We start from the raw sequence: 24,379 nt of genomic DNA, 5'->3' as shown, positions 1-24,379 counted from the left end.
TTCACTCGCTACGCTCGCTCACGTGATCACTCCGCAGGAGCTGGCGCAGCGGCTCGGGGTGCCGGAACCGACACCCGACCAGGCGGCGGTCATCCAGGCGCCGCTCGCGCCGATGGCGGTGATCGCCGGGGCCGGGTCGGGCAAGAGCGAGACGATGGCCGCGCGCGTCGTCTGGCTCGTGGCCAACGGGCTCATCCGGCCCGAACGCGTCCTCGGCCTCACGTTCACCCGCAAGGCCGCCGCCGAGCTGTCCGAGCGCGTACGCCGCCGGCTCGGGCAGCTCCGCGAGCACGAAGACCTCCTCGACCCGGCGATCCTCGACGGCGAGCCGACCGTCTCGACGTACCACGCGTACGCCGGGCGGCTGTTCGGCGACCACGCGCTGCGGGCGGCGCTGGAGCCCACCATGCGGCTCATCACGCCCGCGGTGGCCTGGCAGATCGCCGCCCGGGTCGTGGACGCCTACGACGGGCCCATGGACCACGTCGAGTGGGCGCCCGACACCGTCACCAAGGCGGTCATCGCGCTGGCCGGAGAGATGTCGGAACACCTGCGCACACCCGGCGACGTCCGCGAGGTCGGCGCGTGGCTGCGCGAACGCCTCGCCGAGGTCAAGAAGCCGACCAAGACGCACCAGGGCAGGATCATGGACACCCAGGCGCTGCGCGAGCAGCTCCTGCCGCTCGTCGAGGCGTACCAGCGGGCCAAGGCCAAGCGCGAGGTGCTCGACCACGGCGACCAGCTCGCGCTCGCCGCGCGGATCGCCCGCGACCATCGCGAGGTCGGGGTGATCGAACGCTCCCGCTACGGCGTGGTGCTGCTCGACGAGTACCAGGACACCAGCCACGCGCAGCTCGTCCTGCTCAAGTCGATCTTCGGCGGCGGCCACCCGGTGACGGCCGTCGGCGACCCCTGCCAGTCGATCTACGGCTGGCGCGGCGCCAGCGCGGGCAACCTCCTCGGCTTCGTGCGCGACTTCCCCGAGGGCGACCGCCCCGCCCCGATGCGGCAGCTGTCCACCAGCTTCCGCAACGGTGAGCGCATCCTCGACGCCGCCGCCCGCATCCAGACGGAGCTGCGCGAGGAGGCCAAGGACGTGCCGCGCCTGTGGCCGGGCGCGGCCCAGCAGGCGCGCGGCCGCATCGAGTGCGCGCTGCTCGACACCGTCGAGGACGAGGCCGAGCGCCTGGCCGAACGCCTGGCCGCCCTGCTGCGGCAGCCGCACGACATCGCCCCGGACGGCGCGGTCTGGGACCACGTCACGCGGCACGGCGCCGGCCTGCAACCGTCCGACATCGCCGTCCTCGCCCGCAAACGCTCGCAGTTCCCCCTGATCAGGGCGGCGCTGGAGGCGCGCGGCATACCGGTCGAGGTCGTCGGTCTCGGCGGCCTGCTCACCGTGCCCGAGGTGCAGGACGTCGTCGCCACGCTCAAGGTCGTGCACGACCCGTCCGCCGGCGCGTCGCTGGCGCGGCTGCTCACCGGGCCGCGCTGGCGCCTCGGCCCGCGCGACCTCGTCGCGCTCGGCCGCCGCGCCCGCGAGCTGGCGCGCGAGGCCTCCCGCGACGTCGACCCCGAGGCCGGCGTCCGGCCCGAGCGGGAGACCGCCGACCCGCTGCGGCAGGTGGTCGAGGAGCTGAACGACGAGAACGGCAGCCTCGTCGACGCGCTCGACGACCTCGGCCCGGCCGAGGCGTACAGCGCGGAGGGCTTCGCGCGGCTGGAGCGGCTGCGCGACGAGCTGCGGGTGCTGCGCCGCCACGTCGGCCTGGCCCTGCCCGACCTGGTCACCGAGGTCGAGCGCACCCTCGGGCTCGACATCGAGGTCGCCGCGCGTACGGGACTGGACCCGGTGACCGCCCGCGCCGACCTCGACGCGTTCGTCGACGCGGCGGCGTCCTTCGCGGGCGACGCCGAGGACCCCACCCTGGGGGCGTTCCTCGCCTACCTCGGCGCCGCGGAGTCGGAGGAGTTCGGGCTGGAGGCCGGGCGGGTCGGGGAGACCAACAGCGTCAAGCTCCTGACCGTGCACGCCGCCAAGGGCCTCGAATGGGAGGTCGTGGCCATCCCCGGCCTGGCCGTGAACCCGACCAAGGACGGCGCCCCCGGCAAGGGCTCGATCTTCCCCTCCACGCCGCAGAGCTCCTCGCGCTGGACCACCAACGCCCGCGCCCTCCCGTACCCCCTGCGCGGCGACCGGATCGACCTGCCCGCGCTGCCCGGCCTGACCAAGGGCGACATCGAGACCTTCAACACCGCCACCGCCGAACGCGACGTGCGCGAAGAGCGCCGGCTGGCCTACGTCGCGGTCACCCGCGCCAAGCACCTGCTCATCGCGACCGGCTACCGCTGGGGCACGGGGAGCCGCTCGCTCCAGCCCTCGCCGTTCCTGGAGGAGATCCGCGAGGCCTGCGAGGCCGGCGCGGGCCAGGTCGGCTACTGGGCCGACGAGCCGATCGGCGAGGAGAACCCCCTCCTCGCCGAGCAGGAGACCGCCACCTGGCCGGTCGCCCCGCCGAACCCCTGGCAGGAAGATCCGCAGGGGCCGCCCGCGGACGAGCGCCACGCCGCGATCGCCGAGGGCGCTCGCATGGTCGAGGACGCGATGCGGGGCCGCTCCCGCCCCACCGCCTACGCGCCCCTCGCCGAGCCCGACCGGCGGCGCGTCTCGGCCTGGGCGCGCGACGTCGAGCTGCTCCTCGCCGAGCGCGACCGCGCCCGCGGCAACGACGGCCTGGCCGTCGACCTGCCCGCGCACCTGTCGGTCTCGTCACTGGTCACGCTGGCCCGCGACCCGGCCGCGCTGGCGCGCCAGATCCGCCGCCCGCTGCCACGCCCGCCCGCCCCGTACGCCCGGCGCGGCACCGCGTTCCACCGCTGGCTGGAGTCGCGCTGGGGCCAGCAGCGGCTGCTCGACCTGGACGACCTGCCCGGCGCCTCCGACGAGGGCGCCGCGGCCGACGGGCAGCTCGAGGCGCTGCAGGAGGCGTTCGAGGCCAGCGCCTGGGCCGACCGCGAGCCGTACGACATCGAGGTGCCGTTCGAGACCCTGATCGGCGACCGGCTGATCCGCGGCCGGATGGACGCGGTGTTCCGTGTCGAGGGCGGCGGTTACGAGGTGGTCGACTGGAAGACCGGCCGCCCGCCCTCCGGGGAGGAGGCGCGCGTCGCCGGCGTCCAGCTCGCGGCGTACCGGCTGGCCTGGGCACGGCTCGCCGGGGTCGCCGTCGGGCGGGTGAGCGCCGCGTTCCACTACGTCGCCGCGAACGTGACCGTACGCCCCGCCGACCTGCTGGACGAGGACGGCCTCACCGAGCTGCTGGGCCGCATCCCCTCGGCCTGACGCCGCGCCGGCCGGAAGGACGAAGACCTCGGCCACGCCCGACGGACGAGATGGCCGACCGGATCCGACAGCACCTGGAGCCGCCCGGGTCGCCGCCCCCGCGATCCCCGGCCGGAACGGGGTCAGCAGGTCGCGAAGCGGTGCGACGGATCGCCCGGCGGACTGACGTCGCGGTCGCGCAGGACGACCGACAGCCGGCCGTCGCGGTCGCGGCAGGCCGCCTTCAGGTCGCGCTCGCGGTACTCGATGTCGAAGACGCGGCCCGGGTACGCCGACGCGTAGCGGTCGCACTCGTCGTAGCGGCCGCACTCCTCGGCGACGGCGAAGTCGAAGCCGATGCTCTGGCGGCGGGACAGCAGCCCGGCGGTGTTCTTCTGCCCGATGGCCAGGCCGTCGGCGTGGGCGCGGCGGGCCAGGAGGGCGGCGAACGCGACGTTGTCGCCTGGGGTCAGCCGTCCGCCGGACCGCTCGTAGGAGTCGAGGTTGTCCGGCTCCACCGCCTGGAAGCCCCGGCGCGCGCAGCCGTCGATCCAGGCGCCCACGATCGCCGCGGCCGCGGCCCGCCGGTCGGGCGTCGAGACGTCCAGGAGCGCCTCGTTCCAGTCCTGGTCGATCACCGGCGCGCCGTCGGCCTTTCGCAGCAGCAGGTCCGGGTGGGCCCGCCGCCACCAGGCCAGCTCATCCGGCTGGGCCTGGAAGGCGTTGACGTAGCAGACGTTGTAGTGGCCGGCGAGCGGTGCGGCGGAGCGGTCGCGGGAGACGACCCGTACCCCGGGCGCGGGCGGGTACGGCCCGCCGATCTGGTAGTCGAACGCCGCTGAGGCCGGCGGCGGCGTGACCCGTACGGGTCGGGACGGCTTCGCGTCGCCGGTCGTCGACGAGGAGGTCCGTACGAGGACGACGGCGACCACCGCGGCAACGACGATCACCGCCGCGCCGGTCACCAGCGCGACACGACGCGGACGCACGTACGACTCCGGAAGACGGCCATCCGCGGACCGTACCGTACGGCGGGACACGAAGACCTCCGGCGGTCTGCTCGTCCGCGCCGTCAGCCAGGGGGTAGCCGGGGCGCGTCGGGACCGGTCCGGCCGGCGTGAACCTCGCCGAAGTACCGCCACTGCTGCGGCGTCGCGGTCGCCTCGACCGATGGCAGTGCCTCGTCCTCCTCATGCTTCAGGCGTCCGCCCAGCGTGTCGGCCGGCGCGGCGCCCAGCCGGGTGATGCTTGAGCCGTCCATCCGGCCGTGGGGCACGGCGACCGCCGCGAGAGTCAGTCGAGTCGGCTCTCGTCGATCGACGTCAGGCGATCGGCCGCATCGGGGTCCGCCTGGCCGATCCGGTCCAGCAGGCGGTGCAGGAGGGCGCGGAGAGTCTCGAACTCCTCGGGACTGGTCAGTTCGGCCCACCGCTCCTCGATCCGGTCTCCTGCGCCGGCCGCGAGCGGCTGTACCGCCCTTCCCCGTTCGGTGAGCACGATCAGCCGGGACCGGCCGTCCCGTGGGTTCGGGCGGCGTTCCAGATAGCCGGCTCGCTCAAGCTGGTCGACGGTCTGCGCCATGGTCTGTTTGCGTACGCCGGCGCGGATGGCGAGGTCACGGACCTGGATTCCCTCCGGTGGGACGAAAGGGAACACCTTCGCGTCCCCGGACCGGATGTCGCCGAAGCCCGCCTCGGCAAGGGACGTCTCGATGCCGAGGGCGTACTCACGGTGGAGCAGGCGCAGGAGAAGGGCGAATCGCAGTCGCCTGGCGGAAGAGTCTCCGTGCATATAGACAGCCACCTGTCTAGTTCGGTAATGTGGTCAGGAACCTGTCTAGTATGTCATCTCCAGAGAGGCCTGCCATGCCCACCGCACATGTCCTGCACTCCACGATCTTCTACCGGGAGGTCGGCACGGGTGGAGTGCCGATGATCTTCCTGCACGGCAACCCCACATCGTCGTACCTGTGGCGGCACATCCTGCCGGCCGTCGGCCAGTCCGGCCGGTGCCTGGCGCCCGACCTCATCGGCATGGGCGACTCGGGAAAGCCCGACATCGCCTACACCTTCGACGATCATGCGCGGTACCTCGACGCATGGTTCGACGCACTTGGGCTCGACCAGGTCGTGTTGATCGGCCATGACTGGGGCGGAGCCCTCGCCTTCGACTGGGCGGCCCGCCATCCCGGACGGGTACGGGGCATCGCGTTCACCGAGACGATCGTGAAACCGATGTCGTGGGAGGAATTTCCCGCCGGCGCCCGTCCGCTGTTCGAATCGGTGCGGACGCCCGGCGTGGGCGAGGCCATGGTGCTGGATCAGAACACGTCCATCGAGCAGGCGTTGCGGAACACCATCGCCCGCGGGCTGAGCGAGGAGGACATCGACGTCTATCGCCGGCCGTACCCGACGCCGGAGAGCCGTGTGCCGTTGCTGCAATGGCCGCGGGCGATGCCACTGGATGGGGAACCGGCCGATGTCGTCGCCAGGATCGCGGCCTACGACGAGTGGTTGACGAGCAGCGCGGACGTGCCCAAGCTCCTGCTCACTTTCGAACCCGGCCCGGGCACGATGATGGGCTCGGAGATCATCGACTGGTGCGCCGCCCACGTGTCGAGCCTGGAGACGGCGGCGCACGGGCTCGCCGGCCATCACACCCCCGAGGATCAGCCTGAGGCCATCGCCGCGTCGCTCGTCGCCTGGCTGGACAAGCACGGCCTGCTCATCGACGGCGAGGGCTGAACGCGATGCGAGCGATCCGGCAATACGCGTTCGGTGGCCCGGAGGAACTCCGCCTGGAGGAGGAGATGCCCGACCCCCACCCTGCTGCTGACGAGGTACGAATCCGGGTCGAGTCGGCCGGCGTCCACCTGCTGGACACGATGATTCGCCAGGGAAGAGGCGGGCCGCGGGTCGCGCCCAGCCTGCCCATGACCCCGGGTCGGGAGGTCGCCGGAGTCATCGATGAGGTCGGCGCCGACGTCGACCCGGACCTCCTCGGTCGACGCGCTGTCGCCGACCTCGGCGCGGCCGGCGGCGGGTACGCCGAACTCGCGCCGGCACCTTCGGCGAACGTCCACCTCATTCCCGACGACCTCGACGCCGACTCCGCCGTGGCCATGGTCGGCACCGGCCGGACCACCATGGCGATTCTCGAACTCGCCGCGCCGACCGCCGGCGATGTCGTCCTGGTCACCGCCGCTGCCGGGGGAGTCGGAACCCTGCTGGTCCAGGCGACGCACAGCATCGACGCCACGGTCGTCGGCGTCGCGGGTGGCCCCGACAAGGTCGCGCTCGTCGACCGGATCGGCGCGGACCACGCCATCGACTACACCCGACCCGGCTGGCCCGACGCGGTACGCGAGGCGCTGGCCGGCAGGAGCGTGACGCTCGCCCTCGACGGGGTCGGTGGCGAGATCGGCCGGAGCGCGCTGGAGCTGCTCGGAGTGGCCGGACGCCTGGTGATGTTCGGTTCATCCTCAGGCTCCCTGACCGAGCTGTCGGCCGGTGACCTGTTCGGCCGAGGCATCAGCGTCGCCTCCGCCGTCGGTGCCCGGATCCTCCAGCGCCCGGACGGCACACGAGCGCTGGAGCGGAGCGCCTTGCAGGCGGTGACCGACAAGCGACTCGTCCCAGTGATCGGCCGGCGGTTCCCCCTGGCGGGCGCCGCCGATGCGCACCTTGCCCTGCAATCCCGCGCCACCACAGGAAAGACGGTCCTGCGACCGTGACCGCGTCCTACCCCCGACCAGGGAGGAACACCATGCTCCACCGCATCCTTTGCGCGGCCGCCGCGACCGGCCTGCTGACCACCACCCCCGCCATGGCCGTCGCCGCCGAGCCGTCCGCACACTGCCAGGACGTCACCGTGCCCGTGTCGATCGCCCAGGGGCAGCCCGATCGTTACCGGATCTGGGGTCGGCTATGCACCCCCGGCCACCGGCCGGCCACGACAGTGCAGGTGCTGGTACCCGGCCTGAACTACGGCCACCTGTACTGGGACTTCCCGCTCCGGTCCCGTCACTACTCATATGTCCGCCAGGCGAACCACGCCGGCTACGCGACCTTCAACCTCGACCGCATCGGCGTCGGCCACAGCTCCCACCCGTCCAGCGCCGAGGCGACCATGGAGTCCAACGCGTACACGATCCACCAGGTCGTCGCCGCACTGCGCCGCGGCACGATCGCCGGGCGTGCCTTCGGCACGGTGACTCTCGTCGGCCACTCGTACGGCTCGAAGATCGCCCAACTCGAGGCCTCGGTCTATCGCGATGTGGACGCACTGGTCCTGACCGGCGACGCACACAGGATCTCGGCCAGGGCCGAGCGGCTCCTGGCGCAGCTCGGCCAGCCGGTCGGCCAGGTGCCGCGACTGGCCGCGGAGGTACCACCCGGCGATGAGGGATACGTCACCGTGCAGGACGCACAACGCCCCGAGTTCATGTACGAACCGAGCGACGCGGACCCGCAGGTCATCACGCTCGACATCGCCACCAAAGAGACCAACACCCTGGCGGAGCTCTCGACCATCGGCGACGCCGACGTGCCAGGCGTGACCGCGAAGCTCGAACTGCCGATCCTGATCGCGGACGGCGCCGATGACGAACTCGCCTGCGCGCCCGACGCCACTGACTGCTCCTCGGCGGCGACCCTCGCCGCGGCCGAGCAACCCTTCTACCCGCGCACTCACGTGGACGCGGTCGTCATCCCCCGCGCCGGGCACGCGATCAACCTGCACCGCAACGCCGCTCTGGCCTACCGCGGCATCATCGCCTGGATCGACCGCGTCCTCGGCTAGCCGGGCCCGACGTAGTGGACCGACGGCTTGGGGTGCATCAGGAAGTCGTGGTGGGAGATGTTCCAGGCGTACGCCCCGGCCATCGCGAAGGCCACGACGTCGCCGACCGCGATGCGTTCCACGGCCACGTCGCGGGCGAAGACGTCCTTGGGCGTGCACAGCTGGCCCACGAGCGTCACCGGGCCGCCCACGCTCTCGCCGTCGCCCACGGGCAGCACGGTGAACGGCTGGTCGTGCCCCTTGGCCGCCGGCGTGCGCAGGTGGTGGGTGCCGCCGCGCAGCACGGCGTACGACGCTCCGTGGGTGCGCTTGACGTCCAGCACGTCGGTGACGTACCAGCCGCAGTAGGCCGTGACCGCGCGGCCCGGCTCGATGCGCAGGACCTCACCGGGCCGCCGCAGCGCGGCCAGCCCCGACCCGTACGCCGCCCAGTCGAACCGGCGTCCGGGATCCCGGTAGTCGACGGCCATGCCGCCGCCGACGTTGACCTCGGCCGGGCTCTCCAGCCACGACCGCGCCCAGCCGAGCACGTGGGCCGCCACCTCCAGCAGCGGCTCGGCCTCCAGGCCCGACGCCAGATGGGCGTGCATGCCGCGCAGCCGCAGCCAGGGCGCCTCGGCCAGCAGGTCCAGGCAGCGCCCGAGCGCCTCGGCGTCCATGCCGAACGGCCCGCTCATCCGCAGCGACGCCCCGGCCGCCGCGAGGGGCAGGTTGACCCGCAGCAGCACGTCCGCCTCGCGGCGCAGCGCGGCCAGGCGCCGCAGCTCCAGCGGCGACTCGACGTGGACCCGGTGCACGGGCGAGGGCCCGGCGGTCGCCGCCGCCAGCTCCGCCTCGGTCTTGCCCGGCCCGCCGAACGCCAGCCGGGCCTCCGGCAGCACCGCGCGCACGTGGGCCAGTTCGCCGCCCGAGGAGACCTCCACCCCGTCGACGTGCGGGGCGAGCGCCGTCAGGATCCGCGCGTCGGGGTTGGCCTTGGCCGCGTAGTACAGCTCCGCGGGGACCGCCGCGCGGATCGCGGCGGCGTGCGCGGCCAGGCCGGCGAGGTCGTAGACGTAGGCGGGCGGCTCGGCCGACAGCGCCCGTTCCCGCACGGCGTCGGGGATCATCACGGGCTCACGGCGAGGTCGGCGAGGGGGTTGGACACGGCGACGTAGGGCGCGGCGCGGTCGGCGTCGCGGGCCCAGCGCGTGCGCAGGTTGGCCTTGGCGGGCAGGGGCACGCCCGCGAGCAGGGCGCGCAGCCGGGCAGCGCCGCCGGGCACGGCCGGCGCGTCCTCGGCGCACCGGACGACGTGGTGGCGGGCCAGCCGCCACAGCTCGCGCTCCAGCGCCGGGCACAGGTCCGCGACGGCCGCGGCGACCTCGGCGAGATGGTTGACGAACAGGCAGTACACCACGCGGTCCCAGCCGCGCTCCGGCTCGTAGGTCATCGCGCGCGCCACCGGGCCGGGCAGCGCGCCGAGAAACGACGCCCACGGTCCGGGCAGCAGCTTGGTGCCCTCCAGGTCGCGGAAGATCGCCTGCACGGGCATGCCGTCGTCGTCCACGGCGACCAGAACGTTCTGCAGGTGGGGTTCGAGGACGACGCCGTGGTCGAGGTAGGCGCGCAGCACCGGCGGGGCGACGTGGCGGACGTAGGCGTCCCACCAGGCCAGCAGGTGCTCGGGGGAGGAGCCGCCGAGCAGCCGGGCGACGGCGGCGCCGCTGCGGGCGTACGGGTCGGCGATGGCGGCGGCGAGCAGCGGCGTGCCCGCGAAGCCCCGGACGCCCTCGCGGACGATGACGCCGAGCCCCTCGTGCAGCCGCGGGTCGCCGACCGCGACCGTACGGTAGCCCGGCTCGCCGAGCAGCCCGGCCGCCAGCCCGTCGAACACCGGCCGCAGCGCGCGGGTCAGCGCCACCGCGCCGGGCAGTTCGTACCAGGCGTTCTTGCGCACGCAGTTGGTGATGCGCACGTCGAGGCTGAACTTCAAGAATGCGTCGGGCACGTACACCGTGCGCACCGAGGAGGTCGGCGCGGCCTCCGGGCCGTACGGGCCCAGGTCGATGATCGCGTCCGAGGCGGGGGCGAGCAGCGCGAGCTGCCAGGGGTGCGCGGGCAGCACGCGGTAGCCGGCGCGCACCGGCGGGCCGAGCCGGTCCAGCAGCGTGACGTCGCCCTCCTCGGCGACCGCGTCCTCGCGCACCGCGAGCCAGCGCAGCGGGAAGCGGCGGCCGGTCTCGGGGGCGTAGGACGGCCAGTCCGCGCCCTGCCGCGCCTTGGGCGAGGGATGGAAGCGGTGCCCGGCGATCAGGGCCTGCTCCGAGTCGAGGTACGGGTCGGTCTCCCGCGGCCGGCCTTCGCCGATCATCGTCTCGACGGCGTCGTGGCTCGCCGCGACCTGCTCGGCGAACTCCGGGTTGGCCTCACCGGTCGTCAGCTCCAGCTCCCCGGCGACCAGCTCGGCGAGCCGCCGCCAGCCGAGCGGGACCCAGCCGTCGCGCAGCTCTTCGACCGGCGCGGCGAGACGCGGGGTCATCACCGGCGGACGCAGCAGCCGCGCCCGCAGCATCGCGCCGACGCGGGGCAGCCGCACGACGAGGTACGGGTGGGCCGGCCAGATCTGGCGTTCCGGCGCGCACAGCTCGCGCACCGCGCAGTTGAGCAGGGCGAGCGCGGTGATCTCACCGGCGTCGGCGCGCGGGGACGGCGAGGCCGGCACCGGCCGGCCGGGAACGGCGTGGGCGAGCGACGTCAAGACGCGGACCTCTTCGGATAGTTCTTCAAATAGTTCGGCCCGGAGGGGCCGTAGTGCTTGTTGATGTCCTCGGCGCCGGTACGGTCCTTGCCGACGAGCGTGCCGGCGGTGACCATGGCCTTGCCGGGCAGGCGGTCGGCGTCGAGGGTCCGGGCGCGCAGGAACCCGGTGTGGTCGTGCGCGGTGAGCGCCGCGTCGAGGCGGTCGCGGATCAGCTCCAGGCCCGTGGCGATGGGCAGCAGGCCGCGTTCGGCGAGGCCGAAGGCGATGGCGCCCGCGCACAGGTGCACGGTGATCGTGACGAAGACCTTGGCCAGGGCCTCCGGATCGGCGGTCGGCAGCCGCTGGTCGGCGAACTCCCCGGGGCCGGGCGCCTCGCCGAGCGCGTCGCCGAGGCGCCGCAGGTCGATGAGCGCCCCGTCGTTGTCCTTGATCATCAGGCGTATCGGCGGCCCGGGGACGATCGAGACGTTCTGCTGGTGCGCCTCGAGCGCGATGCCGTACCGCGTCAGCAGCGGGACGTTCCAGCGGAACAGCGCCTCCAGGTAGTCGCCGAAGAAGGCGGCCACGTCCTCGGCCAGCTCCTCGATGACGTAAGGGCCCTCCGGAGTGCGGGCGAGCAGGGCCGCGACCGGCACGCCGTCGGCCGGCATCCGGCGCAGCAGGTAACCGAGGAGCGGGTCGTCGGCGTGCCCGTAGGTCTGCTCGTCGGCCAGGAGGACGGGTGCGTCCTCGCGCTCGACGACGGCGCGGAGCAGGCGCTCGACCAGCGCGCCGTCGGAGAGCGTGCCCGGCATGATCACGCGGCGGTTGCGCAGGCCGAGCGTGCTCGTCGGCAGCGGCAGCTTGAGCTGCTCGCGCGGACCGACGGCCACCGTCCGCATGGACAGCGTGGGCCGTACGGTCACCGCGGGGCCGGTGACGGTCGGCAGCAGCCGGGCCGTCAGCGGGTGCACGGGGAACACGTCGGTCCCGTCCGGCAGGCCCAGGTCGGCGCCCGTGGGCCACCAGTCCGGGCGCACGCCCTGGCAGGTGGACCGCGGCACGGCGGTCCAGCAGAGCCGGAACGACGGGCCGAACTCCGGCGCGTAGGCGAGCAGGTCGCGCTCTTCGAGGCCCAGGCGGCACCGTGCGGTCGGATAGACCGGGTGGTCGACGGTGGAGGCGAGCGCCTCGTAGCGGGTCACGCCGCCGGGGCGCGGCCGTACCGCGTCGTACAGGCGGAGCGCGCGCAGCGCCTCACGGCACTCGCGCTCGAACGCGGCGACGTCGTCGCGGGGGTCGGCGAGCGCGCGGGTGGCCGCGAGCACCTCGTCGAGGGTGAGCGCGTCGTCGTCGACCACGCGTTCGGCCAGGAAACCGGGGTGGCGGCCCGTCCCGTCGCGCTCGCCCGTCAGCGCGACGGCGCGGCCGCCCGGCAGTGTCAGCCGCCCGTCCGCGACGTGTCGCGACAGCCGGCCGTAGTCCTCGCGCAGGAGGGCGTCGAGCACGCGAGTGGCGAGGTAGACCTCGCGTTCGCGGGACCGCGCGGGCGCGACGGTCTCGCCGGTCAAGGGACGATCTCCCAGGTGTTCCGCTCACGGAACGCGCGGATCGCCGCGTCGACCGCGGCGGCGTCGGGGCCGATCGCGCGGATCATGCCGAGGTAGTCGCGGTTGGTGCGGGTCGGCTCGATCGGGTCGCCGGGCGCGCGGACCGGCCAGTAGGCGAGCCGTACGCCGTGGGCCGCGTGCTCCTGGCGCTCCGGCGCGGAGGCCAGGGTGCCGGGCCGGTCCGCGATCACCGAGTCGACCGCGGCGTGCCCGGTGGCGGCCGGTACGGGCGGAACCGGCTCGCCGAGGTGGGCGCGGAGCACTAATTCGAAGATCGGCACGCCGAGCAGCTCGCCGAGCAGGAAGTCGCAGTGGTCGCCGATGATCCGGTAGTTGACCTCGACGACGCGGGCGCGGCCCTCGTGCACGACGTACTCGGTGTGGCAGGCGCCGAGGCCGACTCCCAGCGTGCGCAGAGCGGCCAGGACCTCGCCGGCACAGGGCGGCGCCGTCCAGTCGAGACGCTCCTCGACGAAGTGTGGCGGGGGCGACAGCGTCGTGCGGAACCCGCCGAGGACCTGGCCGTTCAGCGTTTCCAGCGTGTGCAGCGCGCCGGGGAGGTACTCCTCGGCGACGAGCGCCTCGGGCCGGCGGGCCCAGATCTCGGCACAACGGGCCTTCAGCTCGTCCGGATCGCCGACGAGGAAGACGTCCTCGCTGGCCACGCCCTCGCGCGGCTTGACCACGAGCGGGTAGGGCGTGTCGCCGGGCGGCTCCTCCCCGGGCCACAGCTCGACGGCGTACACCCCGCCGAGCGCGCGGCGCATGAGCGCCTTGTTCTTGGCGCGCAGGGTGGCGCGCCAGTCCTTGGCCGGCAGGCCGAAGAACTCCGCGGCCAGCGCCGCCGGCGTCTGCAGGTGGTCGCTGTTGGAGAAGATCGCCGCGGGCTCGCCGGCGCGGCTGACGGCGGTGACGATCGACCGGAAGTCCGTGACGTCGCAGCGGAGGGTCTCCGCCGGCCACTCGCGGTCGGTCAGCAGCGTGACGTCCAGGCCGAGCGCGGCGGCGGCCGGGAGGAACCCGTGCGTCACCGAGTCGGTCTGCTTGCCGGCCACGATGTAGAGCCGCACGGGTCCCCCGGTTCGTCGAAGCTGGAGTGAGGTAAGGCTTACCTAAGCTCAGGGTGACCATAGTGACGCGCGCTCACGGTCCGGCGCAACACGAACGCCGCGCGTGTCTCGCGGGCGCCGCGGCACTCGGTTCACCGGTGCCCGGCGGCTCTCGCCCGACCGGCGCTTGGATAGCCTGCCAGGCGATGAACGCTTCGAAGCCGACCGTGCTGCAGACCGGGGACGTCCGGTTCGTGCGCGACCGTCGGGCCCTGCTCGACGACGTCTCCCTGACCATGCGCGAGGGCGAGCACTGGGCCCTGCTCGGCGCCAACGGCGCGGGCAAGTCCACGCTGCTCAGCCTGCTCGGCGCGTACCAGCATCCGACGAGCGGATGGGTGGACGTGCTGGGCCGCCGCCTCGGCCGGGTGGACGTACGCGAGCTGCGCGCCCTGATCGGGCATGTCAACCCCAACCATCCGCTGCGGTCCGCCCGCACCGTCCACGAGATCGTCCTCACCGGGCTGACCGGCAGCATCGAGCTGGTGCCGCACTGGAAGCCCGAGCCGGAGCAGCTCGATCGCGCGGAGGAGCTCATCGAACTGCTCGGGCTGGCGCCCCGCCGTGAGGCCCGCTGGCCGACGCTGTCCCACGGGGAGCGCGGCCGCACGCTCATCGCCCGCGCCCTCATGCCGCGACCCCGGTTGCTCCTGCTCGACGAGCCCGCCACCGGGCTCGACGTCGCGGCGCGCGAGCGGCTGCTGAGTTCGATCGACGGCCTTCGGCGCGCCCAGCCGTCGCTGACCAGCGTGCTCGTCACCCACCATCTCGAAGAGCTCCCGGCCAGCACCACCCACGCGATCCTGCTCCGGCAGGGCCGGGTGCTCGCCTCCGGAGCGGCCGACGGTGTCCTGACGACCGAGCTGATCAGCGCCTGCTTCGACCACCCCATCACCATCGAGCGGGCCGGCGGACGCTGGACCGCCCGCGCCTCCTGATGGACCTGCTGCCGCGCTGGCCGGGCCCGGAGCCGTTGGGCGCCGAGCTGCTGCGCCGCTACGCCGAGCCGCACCGCCGCTACCACACCACCCGGCACCTCGCCGAGGTGCTCGACCACGTCGACGAGCTGGCCGGTGAGGCCGCCGACGCCGGCACGGTGCGCCTCGCGGCCTGGTTCCACGACGCGGTCTACGACCCGACGCGCGCCGACAACGAGGAGCGCAGCGCCGTGCTGGCCGAGCGGATGCTCGCCGACACCGACCTGCCCGCCGCGGCGGTCGCCGAGGTGGCCCGCCTCGTACGGCTGACCGCGACCCATGACCCGGCGGAGGGCGACCGCGACGGCGCCGTGCTGTGCGACGCCGACCTGGCCGTGCTCGCCGCGCCTCCGGACCGCTACGCGGACTACGCCGCCGCCGTCCGCGAGGAGTACGCCGCGGTGCCGGACGAGGCCTTCCGCGCCGGCCGCGCGGAGATCCTGCGCGGCCTGCTCGCCCTGCCCGCGCTGTACCGTACGGCGCCCGCGCGTGAGCGCTGGGAGGCCGCCGCACGGCACAACGTCGAGACCGAGCTCATGCTCCTGGGGAGTGCTTCCGGCGGCGCAGTCCCGCCCGGATGAGGCGCGCCACGAGCTCCTGCGACCCGATCGGCTCCGCGCCCAGCCGAAGTGCGGGTTCGTACAGGTCGGCGGGCACGTCGTAGTGGTCGCGTTCGAAGGCGCGGGGCGGCATGCCGAGCCGCGCGGCGAAGTCGTGCAACTCCGCGAACGACGTGTCGCTGACCATGTGGGACCACAACCGTCCGCGGGCGGGCCACAGGGGGCGGTCGATGAAGACGGTCACGGCATTAGAGTGCCAGAAGACGTCGCACCTGCGAGGAAGCGGTTCAATGGACGTACGCGAATACATCGAGGCCAACGCGAGCGGTTTCTTCACCACGCTGAAGGAATGGCTCGCGATCCCGTCGATCTCCGGTGACCCCGCCCGCCGCGGTGACGTGCGGCGCTCCGCGGAATGGCTCGAAGCGCATCTGCGCGAGACCGGGTTCCCCGTCGTGGAGATCTGGGAGACCGGCACACAGGACGCCCCCGGCCTGCCGGCGGTGTTCGCCGAGTGGCCCGCGGCCGATCCCGCCGCGCCGACCGTCGTCGTCTACGGCCACCACGACGTGCAGCCGGTAGAGCCGCTCGCCGAGTGGGAGACCGCGCCGTTCGAGCCGGTCGAGCGAGGCGACCGGATCGTCGGCCGCGGTGCGTCCGACGACAAGGGGCAGGTGCTCTTCCACACGCTCGGGCTGAAGGCGAACCTCGCCGCGAGCGGCGCCACCGCGCCCCCGGTCACGATCAAGATGCTGGTCGAGGGCGAGGAGGAGTCCGGCTCGCCGCACTTCGCCCAGCTCCTGCGCGACCGCCGCGACCGGCTGGCCTGCGACGCCGTCGTGATCAGCGACACGACCATGTGGGCCGCCGACGTGCCGTCCCTGTGCACCGGCATGCGGGGCCTAACCGAGGCGGAGGTCTCGCTGTACGGGCCGTCCTCCGACCTGCACTCCGGCTCGTTCGGCGGGGCGGTGCCCAACCCGCTGCACGCGATGACGTCGCTGCTCGCGGGCCTGCACGACGAGCGGAACCGCGTCACGCTCAAGGGCTTCTACGACGGCGTCGTGGAGCTCACGGACGAGGAGCGGGAGCTGTTCGCGCGGCTGCCGTTCGACGAGGCCGCGTGGCTGGAGACGGCCGGCGAGAGCCGGGCGGCCTTCGGCGAGGAGGGCTTCACCACGCTGGAGCGGGTCTGGGCGCGGCCCACCGCCGAGATCAACGGCATGTGGGGCGGCCACACCGGTCCGGGCGGCAAGACGATCGTGCCGCGCGAGGCGCACGCCAAGCTGTCGTTCCGGCTGGTCGCGGGCCAGGACCCAAAGGCGGTGCAGGAGGCGTTCGCCGCCTATGTCGAGGAGCACACCCCGCCCGGGGTGGAGGCGCGCGTGAGGTTCCCCAGCGGCGGCGTGCGCCCGTGCTTCTCGCCGATCGACTCCGCGGGCGTACGGGCGGCCCGGCGGGCGATGGAGCGCGCGTTCGGCACCGAGGTGCTGTTCACCCGCGAGGGCGGCAGCGGCCCCGAGGCCGACCTCGCCGACGTCCTGGAGGCACCGCTGGTGTTCATCGCGGTCGGGCTGGACGAGGACCGCATCCACGCGCCCAACGAGAAGGTGGACAAGCCGCTGCTGCTCAAGGGCGCCGAAGCCGCCGCCTACCTCTGGCACGAGTTCGTCTCATGATCGAGAGCACGCTGGGATGGCTGGCGCTCTCCCGCGGGGCGCTCGACCGCGTCGGCGAGCGCCGTCGTGACGACGCCTGGCTCGCGGAGACCTGGGCGAATCCCCGCACGCGGGTCATCGTGGTCGAGGGGGGCAAGGCGCTCGTACGGCCCGAGCCGGCGCTGGTGTTCGTCCCGCCGGAGCAGGCGCCCGAGGGCGAGCGCTACCTGCTGGGCGTCGACGGCGAGGAGACCGCCTACTTCGCGGTGTCGGCCCCGCTGCCCGCGATCGAGGGCACCGAGCCGGCGGGCCTGCGCGCGGTCGGCGCGCGGCTCGACGACCGCGACGCCGGCCTGCTCACCCAGGCCGTCGCGCTGCAGAACTGGCACGAGACCCACACGCACTGCCCGCGCTGCGGCGCCGTCACCACGCCGGCGTCCGCGGGCCACATCCGGGTCTGCACGGTGGACGGCTCGGAGCACTTCCCCCGTACGGACCCGGCAGTGATCATGCTGGTCCACGACGACGAGCGGATGCTGCTGGCCAGCAGCCACAAGTGGCCGGCGCGACGGATGTCGATCCTGGCCGGGTTCGTGGAGCCGGGTGAGTCGCTGGAGCAGGCCGTGGCCCGTGAGGTCCGTGAGGAGGTGGGGGTGGCCGTGCACGACTGCCGTTACCTCGGCAGCCAGCCGTGGCCCCTGCCGCGCAGCCTCATGCTGGGGTTCTTCGCCCGCGCGTACGACGGTCAGGACCTGCGCGTGGACGGCGAGGAGATCAAGAGCGCCCGCTGGTTCACCCGGGAGGAGCTGCGGGCCGCCACGGAGTCGGGGGAGCTGGGGCTGCCCGGCCGGATCTCGATCGCCCGGCAGCTCATCGAACGCTGGTACGGCGGCGAGTTGCCCGGTGAGTGGTGAGGGGCAACCCGCCGCCGCCGCGTGGGGTGGGGGAGGGGGATCCGGCCGTACGGCCTGGTCGACGGGGGCCAACGTCGCCAGACCGTACGGCGGTCCGTTCGGCCCGGGGGCGGCCGGTCGGGTTGGGGGCGCAGGGGTTCGACCGGGGGCCGGTCGCTCAGTAGGGGAGCAGGCGACCGGACGGGGAACGAAGGTCGAGCTCGGGAAGCACGTCGGCGCGTGGCCGGCGGACCTGGACGCGGATGCGGCGCATGGTGCGGTCCTTTGCTCGTTCTGTGGCTGACGGGTCTCAGGCGGCGAGCGTCAGCGGACGGGCGGGGTGGGGCGACACGGTGTGCCCGTCCGGGAACAGCTCGCCGGTGTCGTCGAAGACCACGACACCGTTGCAGAGCAGGCTCCAGCCCTGCTCCGGGTGCGCGGAGATGACGCGTGCGGCGGTGTGGTCCTCGGCAGTGGCTTCGGGGCACTGGGGCCAGTGCTGGCACATGACGTCTTCTCCTCTCTGGCTGGTCGGCTGGGGTTATGCCTCCACAATCGCGCCTCCGGCGCGTCATGTCTGCGCTGCCAGCCCCCATTTGCCTGTCCTGCCAGCGCCAGTGCCCACCCCCCTGCTAGCCGGTATACGCCCGATTCGGCGGCGCTGGACGGGGCTGTGACCTGGGCTTTCGCGGGATCGCCAGTGGCGCCCGGCCAGCGGGAGGGCCTATATTCCGGTTAGCGGCAATGCGTATTCGGCCATCGAGTCGCCAGACTGGGGTCATGGACATGCGCTGTCTGATCGTTGACGACAACGACCGTTTCCTCGAGACCGCCCGCGGGGTTCTCGAGCGTGACGGTATCAACGTTGTCGGTGTCGCGTCAGATGGCCAGGAGGCGCTTGAGAAGGTCGGTGAACTCCGTCCCACCGTGGCCCTCGTCGACGTCTGTCTCGGCGAAGAGTGCGGCGTCGAGCTCGCCGGACTGCTGATCGACGAGTCGCCCTCCAAACCGGTCGTGATCCTGATCTCCACCTATCCGGCGGACGACTTCGCCGACATCGTCGCGGGCAGCGCGGCCCTCGGCTTCCTGCCCAAGTCGGAGCTGTCCGGCCCGGCGCTCCGCAAGATGATCGGCGAGATCGACCGGGCCTCCTCCGAGCAGCCCGGCTGAACTTCATCACCGGTTGTCCAGGAAGGTGATCACGGCGAGCACACGCCTGTGGTCGTCCTCGGTCTCCGGCAGCTGCATCCGCGCCAGAATGCTGCGCACGTGCTTCTCCACCGTGCCCTCGGTGATCCACAGGCGGTTGGCGATTCCGGCGTTCGACCGCCCCTCGGCCATCAGCGTGAGCACCTCGCGCTCGCGTTCGGTCAGGCCTTCCAGGGGATCGTCCTTGTGCCGGGCGGTCAGCAGCTCCTGGACCAGCCCCGGGTCGACCACCGAGCCGCCCTGGGCGATCCGCTCCACCGTCTCGATGAACTCCCGCACCTCGGTGACCCGGCTCTTCAGCAGGTAGCCGACCCGCTGGCCGGCGGCGAGCAGCTCGGTCGCCTGGTCGACCTCGACGTGGGCCGACAACAGGAGGATTCCGATCGCGGGGAACTCCCGGCGGATCACCTGGGCCGCGTCCAGCCCCTCGGTCTCGTACGCCGGAGGCATGCGAATGTCGACGATGGCGACGTCGGGCCGGTGTTCGCGCACGGCGGCGATGAGCTCCTCGCCGTCGCCCGCCTGCGCGACGATCTCGAACCCCGACCGTTCGAGGAGACTCGCGAGTCCCGCGCGGAGCAGCACGTCGTCTTCGGCCAGGGCGATCCGCGCTTTACGTTCGACCATCACTCTCCTCCGCACGTAGAGTGATTCCACACCAACCCTAATCTCATTATCGGCCAGTATCCGCTGGTCGAGAGGATGAGCAGTGATCGGATGGGTGTCCCCGCAGTCGAGGGGCGTCGCTCCACGGGGGCTGAGCCGGCGGGTGATCATCGCGACCGCGCTGTTCGCGCTCCTGATGGCCGCGACCTTCCTGCTCTTCGCCGGGGCGATCGCCGGGCTGCGTCACGCGGCTACGCTGTCGGGCCGGTCGGAGGAGGTGCTCGCCGCCTCGAACCGCCTCGACCGGCTCGTCGTGGAGTTGCAGTCGGGTGCGCGCGGGTATCAGATCACCCACGACGAGATGTTCCTGAAGCCCTGGAGGGTCGCCCGCGCCGCCCTTCCCGGCGAGGCGGCGAAGTTCCGGCGGGTGGCCGCCGAGATCAACCCCGACCAGGCGAAACGCGCCGATACGATCGCACGCGCCGCGACATCCTTCCGCGATGACTTCTCGGTGCCGCTCGTGACCGCGTTGCAGCAGGGGCGGCAGCCGGGCGTGTCATCCGCCCAGGCGGTCGCGGAGGGGCAGCGGCGCCTCGCCGCCCTGCGCTCCGACTTCGACCGGTTCGTGACCGTACAGCGCTCGGTCACCTCGCACAACCAGCAGCGTTCGCTGACGGCGTCGCGGCGGGCCATGGCCATGGCGGGCGCGGCGGCGGTGAGCTCGATCGCGCTGGCCCTCCTCTTCACCTCCTACCTGACGCGCGCCCTCGTACGCCCGGTGCGCCGCGCGTCGATCATGGCGGCCGACCTGGCCCGGGGAGAGCTGGGCGTCCGCATGCCCGAGACGTCGCTCGGCGAGATCGGCCTGCTCGAACGCGCGTTCAACACGATGGCGCGCTCGCTGGAGATGAGCCACCACCGGCTCTGCCGGATCGCCGAGGAGCAGGCGGCGCTGCGCCGCGTGGCCACGCTCGTGGCGCGCGCGGTCTCCCCGCACGAGGTGTTCGAGACGGTCGCCGCCGAGCTGGGCCACATCCTGGGCGCGGACTTCGTCGTGATCAACCGCTTCGAGCCCGACCGGATGGAGACGGTGGTCGGTTCCTGGAAGTCGGATGAGTGTGCCGAGGCCGCCCCGCCCGTCGGTTCGCGCTGGTCGCTGGAGGGCCGGAGCCTGGAGTCGTCGGTGGAGCGGACCGGCCGCCCGGCCCGCATGACCGATTACCAGCACGCCACCAGCGGGATCGGCGTCTGGGCGCGGACGCGCGGGGTCAGGTCCGGGGCCGGCTGCCCCGTCGTGGTCGAGGGCCGCCGGTGGGGCGTGATGATCGCCTTCACGACGGCGGACGAGCCCCAGCCCGAGGGCATCGAGGCGCGCATGACCGAGTACACCGAGCTGGTCGGCACCGCGATCGCCAACGCCGAGACCCGCGCGAAGCTCACCGCCGCCCGTGCCCGCCTGGTGGCCGCCTCCGACGAGACCCGCCGCCGGATCGAGCGCGACCTGCACGACGGCGCCCAGCAGCGGCTCGTGTCCCTGGGCCTGGAGCTGCGCGCGGCCGAGGCGGTCGTCGCCGACGGCGAGAAAGCGTTGCGCGAACGGCTCTCCACGACCGTCGAGGGCCTCTCCGGCGTGCTGGAGGACCTGCAGGAGATCTCCCGCGGCCTGCACCCGGCGATCCTGTCCAAGGCCGGCCTGCGGCCCGCCATCAAGACGCTCGCCCGCCGGGCCGGGATCCCGGTGGAGCTGGAACTGAACATCGACGGGCGCCTCGACGAACGGATCGAGGTGGCCGTCTACTACATCGTCGCGGAGGCGGTGACGAACGCGACCGGCCACGCGTCCGCCTCCGTGGTACGTGTCCGGCTCGACGTCGTCGACGAGGGGATCAGCCTGCGCGTGGAGGACGACGGGACCGGCGGAGCCATCCCCGATCCCGGCGGCTCGGGCCTCATCGGCCTGAAGGACCGCGTCGAGGCGCTCGGCGGCACGATCGAGGTCGAGAGCCCGGACGGCACGGGCACCAGGCTCGACATCCGGATCCCCCTCTGGCCGGGCCGTTCGCCCCGATACGGGGCCTGACCGCACTCCTCACGGTCGACGGCCGCCTCGGATCCCCACCCGATCCCGCAACGAGATATGACTTGATTTTCTCTCGCTTCCAGAGCAATCTGAACTCGCGTCATTACTCGATAGGAGTCCGAGATGTCACAGCGAAACACCCCTGTCCTGATCGTCGGCGGAGCGCTGACCGGCCTGTCCGCCGCGGTGTTCCTCGCCTGGCACGGCGTGCCCTGCATGCTCGTCGAGCGGCACCCGGACCTGCTGATCCATCCGCGGTTGCGCGGGGTGAACCCGCGGACGATGGAGCTGCTCCGCCAGGTCGGGCTGGAGCCGGCGGTGAAGAAGGCGGGTTTCACCAACCGTGACTGGTCCCCGGCGATCGCGCGGACCCTCGCCGACGAGGAGTACGTCAGGCCGGACGAGCCGGACGCCGGGCTCGACCCGGACGCGAGCCCGTGCTCGTACGAGGCCATCGACCAGGACCGCCTGGAGATCCTGCTGCGGGCGCGAGCCGAGGAGCTCGGCGCCGACATCCGGTTCTCCACCGAGCTGAGCGATCTCGGTCAGGACGCGGACGGCGTCACGGCCGTGATCACCGATCTGCGCGACGGTACGGCCGAGACGATCCGGGCCGGCCACCTGGTCGCCGCGGACGGCGCGGCCGGCCGGATCCGCGAGCGGCTGGGCGTGCCGGTCGACGGGCCCGGCGTGCTGGCCCACGTGGTCACCGTCATGGCCGACGCCGACCTCACGCCGGCGCTGCGCGGGCGGCCGGTCAGCATCGCCTACCTGAACCATCCGCGCCCCGGAACCGTGCTGATGGCCCACGATGAGGCGGGGAAGCGCTGGATCTTCGGCGTCGGATACTCGCCGGATGACGAGTCGCCGGCCGACTATCCGCCCGAGCGTTGCGCGGCCCTCCTGCGTGAGGCGGCGGGTACACCGGATGCCGAGGTGACGATCCGCCCGCAGATCCCGGGCACCGAGACGAAGGTCCTCGGTTTCACGCTCGGTGCCCGGCTCGCCCGCGACTACCGCGTGGGCCGGATCCTCATCGCGGGCGACGCCGCGCACATCGTGCCGCCGACCGGCGGCCTCGGCGGGAACACCTGCGTGCAGGACGCGCACAACCTCGCCTGGAAGCTCGCCGCGGTGCTGGGCGGCCAGGCCGGGCCGGCGCTGCTCGACACCTACGACGCGGAGCGCCGGCCGGTCGGCGCCCTGACCCTGACCCAGGCTCAGGCGCACGCCGGGGGCCGGATGGGGCTCGGGGACGGCCGGCCGGCCGAGCTGGTCGAGACGGACGCGATCGTGTTCGGCTACGGCTACCGGTCGGCGGCGGTGGCCGGAGGCGGCGCCGGCCGGCCGCTGCTCCCGCGCGAGCTGGGCGGGCGGCCCGGCCACCGCGCGCCGCACGTGCCGGTCCGCGTGGACGGCCGGCCGATGTCCACTCTCGACCTGTACGGGCGGCGGTGGGTGCTGCTGTCCGGCCCGGCCGGCGACTGGCCGAAGGCCGCCGAGGAGGCCGGGCGTGAGCTGGACCTGCCGATCGACGTCCACCGGTTCGGCGAGGACCTCGACGGAGACGACCTCGAGGCACGCCACGGCATCGGACCGGAGGGCGCCCTTCTCGTGCGGCCGGACGGGTTCGTCGCCTGGCGCTGCGAAGACGCCGGACCTCGCGCCGATCTCGCCGGCGTGCTGCGCCGGCTGCTCTGCCGCTGACGTCCGAGCGAAACACTCCGGACCCCGCGATTCCCACGCCCGAATGTGTGGTTCGCGGGGTCTTCCTCTTGACGTCCGGGCTCATATGGGCGTAAACACATGGAAACCAAAAAGAAACGGCGGTGAAGCAACACGATGTGCGCCCAGGAGAAGCATCGGGCGACGCGGCGCTGTGCGGGTGCCGAATGATCGTCACGTTGACGCTCAACCCCAGCCTGGACCGGACCATCGAGGTGGACCGGCTCGTCCGCGGCACGATGACCCGGGCGACCTCGGCCCGGCTCGACCCCGGCGGCAAGGGGGTGAACGTCTCCCGCGCCCTGCTCGCCAACCAGGTGCCCTCGGTCGCGGTGCTGCCCGTGGGCGGCGCCGACGGCGAGCAGCTCGTACGGCTCCTGGAGGCCGACGGCATCCCGCTGCGTGCGGTCCCGGTCGCGGGGCGCACCCGGTCCAACGTGACGATCGCCGAGCCCGACGGCGTGGTCACCAAGCTGAATGAGCCCGGAGAGCCGCTGTCCGGCTCCGAACTCGGTGCGGTCGCCGACGCGGTGCTCGCCACGACCGAGTCGGCGAGCTGGGTCGTGACGTGCGGCAGCCTGCCTCCCGGCGTGCCCGCGGGGATCTACGCCCAGATGTGTGAGTTCTTCACGCAGGCGGGCGTGCGGGTCGCCGTCGACGCCAGCGGTCCGGCGCTGCTGGCCGCGGTCGAGGCCTCCCCGGTGCTGATCAAGCCCAACCGGGAGGAGCTCGCCGAGGCCGTCGGTCACCCGGTCGACAGCGTCGGCGACGCGGTCGAGGCGGCCCAGGCCCTGCGCGAACGCGGGGCGGGCAGTGTGCTCGCCAGTCTCGGCGCGGACGGCGCCGTACTGGTCGAGGACGACGGAGTCACCATCGGCGAGGCGCCGGTCGCCGCGGCGAGGAGCACGGTGGGGGCCGGAGACGCCCTGCTCGCCGGGTTCCTGGCCGCGGGCGCTCGGGGGAGCGCGGCGCTCGCCGAAGGGCTGGCATGGGGGGCCGCCGCGGTACGCCTGCCCGCCAGCCGCATGCCGCGACCGGAGGACATCCGGCGCGACATCGTCCATATCCATGCGCGGCCGGATCTCGGCCGGTCACTCATCGCCTAGAT

Annotated in this window: 22 protein-coding genes; 12 read left to right on the top strand and 10 right to left on the bottom strand. The window is 73.3% G+C overall.

Annotation, left to right across the window (positions count from 1 at the left end; translation table 11 throughout):
• Nucleotides 1-22: 22 nt before the first annotated feature.
• Nucleotides 23-3,343: an ATP-dependent helicase gene (locus OG417_RS42355; RefSeq protein ID WP_329241500.1), complete on the top strand. Its 3,321-nt coding sequence runs from the start codon at nucleotides 23-25 to the stop codon at nucleotides 3,341-3,343.
• 122 nt (nucleotides 3,344-3,465) lie between these two features.
• Here the strand turns inward: OG417_RS42355 and OG417_RS42350 are convergent, their stop codons facing one another.
• The 3 genes from OG417_RS42350 to OG417_RS42340 all read right to left on the bottom strand — a co-directional run bounded on the left by OG417_RS42350 (nucleotide 3,466) and on the right by OG417_RS42340 (nucleotide 5,113).
• Nucleotides 3,466-4,311, bottom strand: a complete 846-nt coding sequence (locus OG417_RS42350) for an endo alpha-1,4 polygalactosaminidase (RefSeq protein WP_329241496.1) — start codon at nucleotides 4,309-4,311, stop codon at nucleotides 3,466-3,468.
• 83 nt (nucleotides 4,312-4,394) lie between these two features.
• Complete coding sequence (locus OG417_RS42345; RefSeq protein WP_329241493.1) at nucleotides 4,395-4,583, bottom strand: hypothetical protein; 189 nt, start codon at nucleotides 4,581-4,583, stop codon at nucleotides 4,395-4,397.
• 32 nt (nucleotides 4,584-4,615) lie between these two features.
• Nucleotides 4,616-5,113, bottom strand: a complete 498-nt coding sequence (locus OG417_RS42340; RefSeq protein ID WP_329241490.1) for a MarR family winged helix-turn-helix transcriptional regulator — start codon at nucleotides 5,111-5,113, stop codon at nucleotides 4,616-4,618.
• A gap of 50 nt (nucleotides 5,114-5,163) precedes the next feature.
• Here OG417_RS42340 and OG417_RS42335 point away from each other — a divergent pair, with 50 nt between their 5' ends.
• Genes OG417_RS42335 through OG417_RS42325 form a run of 3 tightly spaced genes read left to right on the top strand, consistent with a single transcriptional unit; the run spans nucleotide 5,164 to nucleotide 8,122 of the window.
• The gene (locus OG417_RS42335) at nucleotides 5,164-6,066 is read left to right on the top strand and encodes a haloalkane dehalogenase (protein WP_329241486.1); all 903 of its coding nucleotides are present in this window, start codon (nucleotides 5,164-5,166) and stop codon (nucleotides 6,064-6,066) included.
• 5 nt (nucleotides 6,067-6,071) lie between these two features.
• The gene (locus tag OG417_RS42330) at nucleotides 6,072-7,055 is read left to right on the top strand and encodes a zinc-binding dehydrogenase (protein WP_329241482.1); all 984 of its coding nucleotides are present in this window, start codon (nucleotides 6,072-6,074) and stop codon (nucleotides 7,053-7,055) included.
• Nucleotides 7,056-7,087: 32 nt separating this feature from the next.
• On the top strand, nucleotides 7,088-8,122 hold the full coding sequence (locus tag OG417_RS42325) for an alpha/beta hydrolase (protein ID WP_329241480.1): 1,035 nt from the start codon (nucleotides 7,088-7,090) through the stop codon (nucleotides 8,120-8,122).
• On the opposite strand, the gene OG417_RS42320 is transcribed toward OG417_RS42325, so the two are convergent.
• Genes OG417_RS42320 through OG417_RS42305 form a run of 4 tightly spaced genes read right to left on the bottom strand, consistent with a single transcriptional unit; the run spans nucleotide 8,119 to nucleotide 13,524 of the window.
• Nucleotides 8,119-9,231: an alanine racemase gene (locus OG417_RS42320; protein WP_329241478.1), complete on the bottom strand. Its 1,113-nt coding sequence runs from the start codon at nucleotides 9,229-9,231 to the stop codon at nucleotides 8,119-8,121. The two genes, OG417_RS42325 and OG417_RS42320, sit on opposite strands and share 4 nt — an antisense overlap.
• Complete coding sequence (locus tag OG417_RS42315; RefSeq protein ID WP_329241475.1) at nucleotides 9,231-10,862, bottom strand: IucA/IucC family protein; 1,632 nt, start codon at nucleotides 10,860-10,862, stop codon at nucleotides 9,231-9,233. The genes OG417_RS42320 and OG417_RS42315 overlap by 1 nt, the downstream gene beginning before the upstream one ends.
• The gene (locus OG417_RS42310; protein WP_329241472.1) at nucleotides 10,859-12,415 is read right to left on the bottom strand and encodes an IucA/IucC family protein; all 1,557 of its coding nucleotides are present in this window, start codon (nucleotides 12,413-12,415) and stop codon (nucleotides 10,859-10,861) included. The genes OG417_RS42315 and OG417_RS42310 overlap by 4 nt, the downstream gene beginning before the upstream one ends.
• Complete coding sequence (locus OG417_RS42305; RefSeq protein ID WP_329241470.1) at nucleotides 12,412-13,524, bottom strand: siderophore biosynthesis protein; 1,113 nt, start codon at nucleotides 13,522-13,524, stop codon at nucleotides 12,412-12,414. The genes OG417_RS42310 and OG417_RS42305 overlap by 4 nt, the downstream gene beginning before the upstream one ends.
• 185 nt (nucleotides 13,525-13,709) lie before the next feature.
• Here OG417_RS42305 and OG417_RS42300 point away from each other — a divergent pair, with 185 nt between their 5' ends.
• Entirely contained in the window at nucleotides 13,710-14,501 is a 792-nt protein-coding gene (locus OG417_RS42300; RefSeq protein WP_329241467.1) for an ABC transporter ATP-binding protein, read from the top strand.
• The gene (locus tag OG417_RS42295) at nucleotides 14,501-15,121 is read left to right on the top strand and encodes an HD domain-containing protein (RefSeq protein ID WP_329241463.1); all 621 of its coding nucleotides are present in this window, start codon (nucleotides 14,501-14,503) and stop codon (nucleotides 15,119-15,121) included. The genes OG417_RS42300 and OG417_RS42295 overlap by 1 nt, the downstream gene beginning before the upstream one ends.
• On the opposite strand, the gene OG417_RS42290 is transcribed toward OG417_RS42295, so the two are convergent.
• Nucleotides 15,075-15,344 carry a DUF4031 domain-containing protein gene (locus tag OG417_RS42290; protein ID WP_329241460.1) on the bottom strand — a complete coding sequence of 90 codons (270 nt, stop codon included), beginning with the start codon at nucleotides 15,342-15,344 and terminating at the stop codon, nucleotides 15,075-15,077. The two genes, OG417_RS42295 and OG417_RS42290, sit on opposite strands and share 47 nt — an antisense overlap.
• 46 nt (nucleotides 15,345-15,390) lie before the next feature.
• Between OG417_RS42290 and OG417_RS42285 the strand changes: the two genes are divergently transcribed.
• Nucleotides 15,391-16,779 (top strand): dipeptidase, encoded by a 1,389-nt coding sequence (locus tag OG417_RS42285; RefSeq protein WP_329241458.1) that lies wholly within the window; start codon nucleotides 15,391-15,393, stop codon nucleotides 16,777-16,779.
• Entirely contained in the window at nucleotides 16,776-17,672 is an 897-nt protein-coding gene (gene nudC, locus OG417_RS42280) for an NAD(+) diphosphatase (protein WP_329241455.1), read from the top strand. The genes OG417_RS42285 and nudC overlap by 4 nt, the downstream gene beginning before the upstream one ends.
• Before the next feature lie 289 nt (nucleotides 17,673-17,961).
• Here the strand turns inward: nudC and OG417_RS42275 are convergent, their stop codons facing one another.
• Nucleotides 17,962-18,159 carry a DUF5999 family protein gene (locus tag OG417_RS42275; protein WP_285570522.1) on the bottom strand — a complete coding sequence of 66 codons (198 nt, stop codon included), beginning with the start codon at nucleotides 18,157-18,159 and terminating at the stop codon, nucleotides 17,962-17,964.
• A gap of 272 nt (nucleotides 18,160-18,431) precedes the next feature.
• Here OG417_RS42275 and OG417_RS42270 point away from each other — a divergent pair, with 272 nt between their 5' ends.
• Nucleotides 18,432-18,821: a response regulator gene (locus tag OG417_RS42270; RefSeq protein WP_329241452.1), complete on the top strand. Its 390-nt coding sequence runs from the start codon at nucleotides 18,432-18,434 to the stop codon at nucleotides 18,819-18,821.
• Between the two features lie 6 nt (nucleotides 18,822-18,827).
• On the opposite strand, the gene OG417_RS42265 is transcribed toward OG417_RS42270, so the two are convergent.
• Nucleotides 18,828-19,487: a response regulator transcription factor gene (locus OG417_RS42265; protein WP_329241450.1), complete on the bottom strand. Its 660-nt coding sequence runs from the start codon at nucleotides 19,485-19,487 to the stop codon at nucleotides 18,828-18,830.
• Nucleotides 19,488-19,569: 82 nt separating this feature from the next.
• Between OG417_RS42265 and OG417_RS42260 the strand changes: the two genes are divergently transcribed.
• The 3 genes from OG417_RS42260 (at nucleotide 19,570) to pfkB (ending at nucleotide 24,377) form a co-directional block, all read left to right on the top strand.
• A complete protein-coding gene (locus OG417_RS42260) occupies nucleotides 19,570-21,546 on the top strand; it encodes a CHASE3 domain-containing protein (RefSeq protein WP_329241447.1) in 1,977 nt (658 codons plus the stop codon).
• 123 nt (nucleotides 21,547-21,669) lie between these two features.
• Nucleotides 21,670-23,253 carry an FAD-dependent oxidoreductase gene (locus tag OG417_RS42255; RefSeq protein WP_329241444.1) on the top strand — a complete coding sequence of 528 codons (1,584 nt, stop codon included), beginning with the start codon at nucleotides 21,670-21,672 and terminating at the stop codon, nucleotides 23,251-23,253.
• 185 nt (nucleotides 23,254-23,438) lie between these two features.
• Nucleotides 23,439-24,377 (top strand): 1-phosphofructokinase, encoded by a 939-nt coding sequence (gene pfkB, locus OG417_RS42250; protein WP_329241442.1) that lies wholly within the window; start codon nucleotides 23,439-23,441, stop codon nucleotides 24,375-24,377.
• Nucleotides 24,378-24,379 lie beyond the last annotated feature (2 nt).

Origin of the sequence: Actinoallomurus sp. NBC_01490, from assembly GCF_036227085.1 — a bacterium.
Classification (GTDB): Bacteria; Actinomycetota; Actinomycetes; order Streptosporangiales; family Streptosporangiaceae; genus Actinoallomurus; species Actinoallomurus oryzae.
This window is presented reverse-complemented; position numbering and strand designations above follow the sequence as displayed.

Coding starts and splice junctions, on each gene's coding strand:
- pfkB (WP_329241442.1), top strand. CDS start 23,439: ATGATCGTCACGTTGACGCTCAACCCCAGCCTGGACCGGACCATCGAG.
- OG417_RS42255 (WP_329241444.1), top strand. CDS start 21,670: ATGTCACAGCGAAACACCCCTGTCCTGATCGTCGGCGGAGCGCTGACC.
- OG417_RS42270 (WP_329241452.1), top strand. CDS start 18,432: ATGGACATGCGCTGTCTGATCGTTGACGACAACGACCGTTTCCTCGAG.
- OG417_RS42330 (WP_329241482.1), top strand. CDS start 6,072: ATGCGAGCGATCCGGCAATACGCGTTCGGTGGCCCGGAGGAACTCCGC.
- OG417_RS42345 (WP_329241493.1), bottom strand. CDS start 4,583: ATGGACGGCTCAAGCATCACCCGGCTGGGCGCCGCGCCGGCCGACACG.
- OG417_RS42285 (WP_329241458.1), top strand. CDS start 15,391: ATGGACGTACGCGAATACATCGAGGCCAACGCGAGCGGTTTCTTCACC.
- OG417_RS42325 (WP_329241480.1), top strand. CDS start 7,088: ATGCTCCACCGCATCCTTTGCGCGGCCGCCGCGACCGGCCTGCTGACC.
- OG417_RS42300 (WP_329241467.1), top strand. CDS start 13,710: ATGAACGCTTCGAAGCCGACCGTGCTGCAGACCGGGGACGTCCGGTTC.
- nudC (WP_329241455.1), top strand. CDS start 16,776: ATGATCGAGAGCACGCTGGGATGGCTGGCGCTCTCCCGCGGGGCGCTC.
- OG417_RS42295 (WP_329241463.1), top strand. CDS start 14,501: ATGGACCTGCTGCCGCGCTGGCCGGGCCCGGAGCCGTTGGGCGCCGAG.
- OG417_RS42340 (WP_329241490.1), bottom strand. CDS start 5,113: ATGCACGGAGACTCTTCCGCCAGGCGACTGCGATTCGCCCTTCTCCTG.
- OG417_RS42320 (WP_329241478.1), bottom strand. CDS start 9,231: ATGATCCCCGACGCCGTGCGGGAACGGGCGCTGTCGGCCGAGCCGCCC.
- OG417_RS42265 (WP_329241450.1), bottom strand. CDS start 19,487: ATGGTCGAACGTAAAGCGCGGATCGCCCTGGCCGAAGACGACGTGCTG.
- OG417_RS42275 (WP_285570522.1), bottom strand. CDS start 18,159: ATGTGCCAGCACTGGCCCCAGTGCCCCGAAGCCACTGCCGAGGACCAC.
- OG417_RS42335 (WP_329241486.1), top strand. CDS start 5,164: ATGTCATCTCCAGAGAGGCCTGCCATGCCCACCGCACATGTCCTGCAC.